At 75.2% G+C, this 6,202-nt stretch carries 5 protein-coding genes and 1 pseudogene; 1 reads left to right on the forward strand and 5 read right to left on the reverse strand.

Going from position 1 to position 6,202, the window contains the following annotated elements:
- Positions 1-110: 110 nt before the first annotated feature.
- The 5 genes from E1266_RS34710 to E1266_RS34730 form a co-directional block, all read right to left on the reverse strand.
- On the reverse strand, positions 111-1,835 hold the full coding sequence (locus tag E1266_RS34710; RefSeq protein WP_207946104.1) for a sulfatase-like hydrolase/transferase: 1,725 nt from the start codon (positions 1,833-1,835) through the stop codon (positions 111-113).
- Between the two features lie 107 nt (positions 1,836-1,942).
- On the reverse strand, positions 1,943-2,767 hold the full coding sequence (locus tag E1266_RS34715) for a heme ABC transporter ATP-binding protein (protein WP_132054420.1): 825 nt from the start codon (positions 2,765-2,767) through the stop codon (positions 1,943-1,945).
- Positions 2,764-3,870 carry an iron ABC transporter permease gene (locus E1266_RS34720; RefSeq protein WP_132054422.1) on the reverse strand — a complete coding sequence of 369 codons (1,107 nt, stop codon included), beginning with the start codon at positions 3,868-3,870 and terminating at the stop codon, positions 2,764-2,766. The genes E1266_RS34715 and E1266_RS34720 overlap by 4 nt, the downstream gene beginning before the upstream one ends.
- Complete coding sequence (locus E1266_RS34725) at positions 3,870-4,907, reverse strand: ABC transporter substrate-binding protein (protein ID WP_243719273.1); 1,038 nt, start codon at positions 4,905-4,907, stop codon at positions 3,870-3,872. The genes E1266_RS34720 and E1266_RS34725 overlap by 1 nt, the downstream gene beginning before the upstream one ends.
- Positions 4,904-5,572, reverse strand: coding sequence for a hypothetical protein (locus E1266_RS34730; protein ID WP_243719275.1), 669 nt, complete (start codon positions 5,570-5,572; stop codon positions 4,904-4,906). Before E1266_RS34730 ends, E1266_RS34725 begins: the two co-directional genes overlap by 4 nt.
- A gap of 180 nt (positions 5,573-5,752) precedes the next feature.
- Here E1266_RS34730 and E1266_RS34735 point away from each other — a divergent pair.
- Positions 5,753-6,202 (forward strand): annotated as a pseudogene (locus E1266_RS34735) (hypothetical protein); the annotation flags it as partial.

Genomic DNA, 6,202 nt, shown 5'->3' on the forward strand with positions numbered 1-6,202 from the left:
GGTGGGTACGGCATGCTGAGCCTTCCACAGGAGTTGGCGGGGGGTGGGTCGGGCACCTGCGGATTCTGATCGTCATTGACCATTCCCGGAATGCCGTCCCGCCAATCGGATCAGCCGCCGAAAGCCGTGAGGAATCGGTCGCGAAACGCGTGCATCGGCCACACCGGGCCGTTCTTCGCGGGCTTGAGCCCGTCCTGCCAGCCCCACCCGGAGATCTTCGCCAGGACCGCCTCGTCCTTGGCGACGACCGTGATCGGCACGTCCCGGCTCGCACCCTGCCCCGCGAGGACCGGGGACGGCTGGTGGTCGCCGAGGAAGACGAGCACGGTGTCGTCGTCGCCGTAGGTCTCCACGTAGGAGATGAGCGTGTTCAGCGTGTACTCGATCGACTTGCGGTACTCGCCGCGGATCTCGTCCGGCGGGGGCCATGGCGCGTCGTCGCCCTTGCCCATGCCCTGGAAGACCGAGCCGTCGCCGACCTGGTCCCACGGGACCTGGCGGGGGATCGCGGCCCACGGCGCGTGGCTCGACACCAGGGCCGCCTCCGCCATCACGGGGGCGCGGTCGCCGGCCGCGAGCTCGTTGCGCTGGAGGACCGACAGCGTGTACTGGTCGGGCATCGTGGCGAACGCGAAGCGCGGCCCCCGGTAGCCGATGTTGCGGCTGTCGTACACCTTGTCGTAGCCGAAGAACCCGCCCTCGGGCCAGGTCCGGGTGATGGCCGGCATGAGCGCGACCGTCCGGGAACCCGCCCGCTGGAACGCCTGGTTGAGGGTGAAGCGGTCGCTGTTGACGAGGGTCCGGTAGCGCTGCTCGTTGTCGACCCACAGGCCCGACAGCAGGGTCGCGTGCGCCAGCCAGCTCCCGCCGCCCGTGGTGGGCGAGGTGAGCCAGCCGCTGCGCGCGGAGAACCCGGCCTCGTCCAGGCGCCGCGTGCCCGCGTCCAGGACGCCGCCGACCTGCGCCGCGTACTCGGGGTGCTCCAGCGCCGAGCGCCCGTAGCTCTCCACGAAGGCCAGGACGACGTCCTTGCCGCGCAGCCCCGTCAGCAACCGGTCGGGGGGCGTGCCGCGGAAGGCGTCGACGGCGGCGGCCTCGGCGAACTCCTCCCCGTCGTTCAGGCTGGCCCGGACCTGCACGGTGTGGTCGTAGGCGAGCACGGCGGTGCTCCTCGACGCGACCGGCAGGCCGTCGGCCGCCTGGACGCCGAGCGCCGCGCACAGGACCCACACGGTGCCGAGCGCGGCGGCGGCGCGTACCGACGTCCTGCGGTGCCGGGCGGCCGCGCGGGCCAGCCGCAGCGCCGACAGCGACATGAGCACGGCCACGGCGGCGGCCAGCACCGCCGCGAGGACCAGCACGCCGATCGCGCCCGTCCGGCCGGACGACTTCTCGACGAACTCGACGGCGGGCCCGAGCAGCGGCCAGTCGAGCACGAGGTCGAACGGCCGGAACATCACGGCCTCGAAACCGATGTCCATCACCTTCAGGACGAGCAGCAGCCCGAGCAAGGCGCCCGCCGCCCCGGCGACGTACCGCCGCGCCCGCGCCGGCACAACGAGGATCAGGGCGACGCCCGCGATCCCCTCGACCGGGATCCGCGCGAACGCGGCCGGGGTCAGCCGGGTGAGCTCGGCCGGCGCGACGAGCGCCGCCAGCACGAACAGGAAGGCGGCGACGGTGCAGGCCCGGCCCGCGATCCGGCGCCACCGCCGCCCGCCGCCCGGCTTGTCGCCGCCCGGCTCCCGCGCGGCCTCCTCCGCGGGCCCGCCGGCGTGCCCGCCGCCGGCGCCCTCGTCGTTCACCCGCTCCATGCGGCTATCGGTGGTCAGCACGTCCTCCCCTGGTCCGGTCCCCCGCCGCAGACGCGACACCTACTGCACGCGGACAGGGCGGAGACCGGTTCAACGTTTCCAGGTTTCCCCCCGTGGAGACCATCACCCTATGCGGGGCGGTGCGGGAGGATCAGCGGCCGGCCGGTGCGCGGGTGGGGGACGACCTCGACGTCGTGCCGGTACACGTCGCTGAGCAGCGCGGCCGTGAGGACCTCGCCGGGCGGGCCGCAGGCGGCGAGCCGCCCCTCGGCGAGGACCGCGACGCGGTCGGCGTGCGCGGCGGCGAGCCCGAGGTCGTGCACGACGACGACCGCCGCGGCGCCCGCCGCGGCGCGCTCCCGGACGACGCCGAACACCATCTCCTGGTGGTGCAGGTCGAGCGCGGCGGTCGGCTCGTCCAGCAGCAGCGCGCCGGTCCGCTGGGCGAGGACGCGGGCCAGCGCGACCCTGGCCTGCTCCCCGCCCGACAACCGTGGGTAGGGGCGGTGCGCGAAGGCCGCGGTGTCGGTCTGCCGCATCGCCTCCGCGACCGCGGCCTCGTCGTCGTCCTCCAGCGGCGTCCCCGCCCACGGCGCCCGGCCCATCGCGACGACCTGGGCGACGGTGAACGGGAACGACACGGTCTGCCGCTGCAGCAGGATCGCGCGCCGCATCGCCAGCTCCGCGTGGCTCCACGCGGCGAGCGGCGCGCCGTCCACCGATATGTCCCCGGTGCACGCGACGTCGCCGCCGATCGCGCCGAGCAGCGTGGACTTGCCGGCGCCGTTCGGGCCGACGAGCGCCAGCACCTCCCCGGCCCGGACGGTGAGGTCGACCCCGGTCAGGACCGCCCGGGCACCGCGCTCGGCGCCCAGCCCCCGCACCTCGATCGCCGCCGACCCGGCCGGGACGGGCCGCGGCGGGCGCGCCCGGCGCGTCCGCAGGCCGATCATGCCCAGCCTCCCGAACTGCGCCGGGCGCGGCGCAGCAGCCAGAAGAAGAACGGGCCGCCGAACAGCGCCGTGAGGACGCCGAGCGGCAGCTCCTGGTAGGGGATCGCGGTCCGGGCCGCCACGTCCGCCGCGACCAGCACGACCGCGCCGCCGAGCGCGCTCGCCGGGATCAGCGTCCGGTGCCCGGGGCCCGCCGCCATCCTGATCAGGTGCGGCACGACCAGCCCGACGAACGAGATGACCCCGGCGAACGCGACGGCGGACGAGGTCAGCAGCGCGATCACCAGGATCGCGGTGAAGCGCAGCCGCTCCACGTCCACGCCGAGGTGCCGGGCGGTGCGCTCGCCGAGGGCCAGCAGGTCGAGGCGCCGCGCGCAGCCGAACGCGACCGCGAGGCCCGCGGCGGTCAGCGGTGCGACCGTAGCGACCGCGTCCCAGTTCGCGCCGGCGAGGCTGCCGAGGTTCCAGGTCGTGATGGCGCGCAGCGCGTCGTTCCCGGCCGCGAACATCAGCAGCCCGAGCAGCGCGCTCGCCACCGCGTTGATCGCGATGCCGGTGAGCAGCAGCGTCACCACCTCGGTGCGTCCCCCCGCCCGCGACATCGCGTACACGATGAGCGTGGTGACCAGCCCGCACACGAACGCGGCGGTCACGATCGTCCAATTGCCGAAGAGGGTCAGCCCGAACGTGATGACGGTGGCGGCGCCGACCGCGGCGCCCCAGGACACGCCGATGACGGCGGGCTCGGCGAGCGGGTTGCCGAAGACGCCCTGCATGACGGCGCCGGAGGCGCCGAGCGCCGCGCCGACGAGGACCGCCAGCGCGACGCGCGGGAACCGCACGATCCACAGCGCGTTGTCGCCCTGCGCGGCCGTGGGGCGCGGCCCGATGCCGAGCCCGAGGCGGTGCATGATCGAGCCGAGGACCTGGTCGGGCGGGACGTTGACCTGGCCGATGCCGGCGGCGGCGAGCGCCAGGAGCACCAGCGCCGCGCCGAGCACTCCGATCAGGACCGGTCCGCGGACCCGGCGGTGCTCGCGGTCCGCGCCCTTCTTCCCGGGCGTCGCCTTCTCAGGTGCCGTCTTCTCCGTCGCCGTCTTCATCAGCACGGCCTGTGGACGGCGTCGGCGAGCGCGGAGATCGTCTCCCCGGTGCGGGAGCCGAAGGTCAGCAGCGTTCCGTCCGCGACGTCCACGACGCGGCGGTTCTGCCCGGCGGGGGTCTGCGCGACGCCGGGCAGCTTGAGCAGCCCGTCGACGCCGCCGACCGACTCCAGCCCGGCGGTCATGACCAGCAGCACGTCGGGCGCCGCGTTGATGAGCCCCTCGCTGGTCAGCGGCCGGAAGCCGGACAGGCCGGCGGCCGTGCCCGCGTCGGTCGCGCCGATCGCCTCGATCATCGCGTCCGACCCGGCGCCCTTCCCGCCGATCAGGTAGACGCCCGCGCTGCCGCGCAGGTAGAGGAACGCGACGCGGAGGCGGCCGCCGGACGCCTGCCCGGCGGCGCCCGCGATCTCCCCGGCCACCCGGGCGGCGAGCCTGCGGCCCGCGCCGGGCACGCCGAGTGCGGCCGCCACGGCGCGGATGTGCTCGCCCACGGCGGGCAGCGTCTGCTCGTCGTCGATGAGGACGACCGGCACGCCGGACTGGCGGAGCTGGTCCAGCACCTCCGGCGGCCCCATGCTCTCGTCGGTGATCACGACGGACGGATCGAGCTTCAGGGCGCCCTCGGCGGACAGGTCGTGGCCCTGCCCGGTGACCAGCGGGAGCCCGCGGGCGGCGGGGAAGGTGGTGGAGACGTCCCGCCCGACCAGCCGGTCGCCGAGGCCCAGCGCGTGGACGATCTCGGCCAGCGAGCCGTACAGGTTGACCGCGAGGACGCGCCGCGCGTCGCGGACCGTCACCTCTTCCCCGTCGGCGGACCGCACGGTCACCGGGAGCCCCGGCTCGGGCGACGCGGCGACCGGCCGCGGGTCGCCCTCGGGTGCGTCGACGGTGCTGGGTCCGCAGCGGGCGGCGGGATCGGTGCCGCCCGTGCGCACGCCGGTCGTCCCGATGCCGCACCCGCTGAGCACCAGCGCGCCGCCGAGCGTGAGCGCCGCGGCCAGGCGCCCCGCCGCGCCCCTTGAGGATCGGGTCACGCGGCGGCCCCGGACGGCGCGGCGGTGCCCCGGCGGCGGCGCAGCACGAGCAGCGCGCCGCCGCCGACCACAGCGATGCCGCCCGCTCCGGCGGCCGCCCAGCCCCAGGCCGGGAAGCCGCCGCCGTCGCCGAACGTCACCGGGACCTTGACGTCCTGGGACCTGTCGGAGCCGCGTGTGTGGTCCGTCCTGGACACGACGGCGCAGCGGACCTCGGTGCAGTCGACGCCGCCGGACAGCTCGGGCCCGATGCGGATCCGCACGTCGAAGGTCCCGCCGGGCCCGTACGGGACGGCCAGGCTCTTCCCATACGGGGGCGGGTTGGAGGACACCCACTGCGACGCGCCGGCGGTCCCGGACGTGTCGGCGCCGCCGCCGCAGGGGGAGGGGGCCTTGCCCGGCCCGTTGTCCTTGCACAGCGCCACGTAGATGCCCTTGCGGGGGTCGAATCCGGAGCCCCTGACCTGGACGGTGGCCCCCTCGGCCGGCAGCCCGTTCACCTCCGAGACCGTGAGGGTCTGCCCGTCCGGCCCGGTGGCCTCGCCGGTGCCCGCGAACGCGGCGGGGGCGAGCGCGAGACCGGCGGCGGCCGTCAGTGCGAGCGGGGCGGCAGCGCGTGTGAAGGGGCGTGCTGTGCGGCGTGCGGCGGCGTGCGGTGCGTGCATCGGGTTGTCAATCCCCTACTCCCCGGCGGCCCGTGGCCAGGCGCCGCGGGGCCGATCCGTGGCCCACCAGGGCCTTTACCAAGATTCGCGCTTACATTAGCTTAGGCTTGCCTAACTTTTAAGAGGTGAGCCTTGCCTAACTTCATGTCGGCCGGCGCGGCGTCCCGGCGGGGGGCCGCCGTGGCCGTTGCGGCCTTCGGACTGCTGGTGGCGGCGCCCCAGCCCGCCTTCGCGGCGTCGGTGCGGGTGTCCCCCGCCACGGGCCTCGACCCGGGCGGCCAGACGATCAGCGTCGGCGGGTCCGGTTTCGACCCCGCGCGCAACAACAGGTTCGGCGTGTACGTGGTCTTCGGGCCGCGCCGCGCGGACTGGTCGACGAACTCCAACTCCTTCCTGTCCGCGAAGTGGGTGCATCCCGGCGGATCGGGCGGCGGGGGGCAGGCGCCGATGAGCGCGTCCGGCGGCTTCTCGGTGAACCTCCAGGTGAAGGCGAAGTACACCGACGGCGACGGCCGGAAGGTCGATTGCCTCAAAACGCAGTGCTACGTCATCACGATGGCCGCGCACGGCGTCCCCGACCGCAGCCAGGACACCTTCACGCCCGTCAGCTTCAAGGGGGGTGGGGCAGGG

This window comes from Actinomadura sp. 7K534 (assembly GCF_004348575.1).
Taxonomy (GTDB): domain Bacteria; phylum Actinomycetota; class Actinomycetes; order Streptosporangiales; family Streptosporangiaceae; genus Spirillospora; species Spirillospora livida.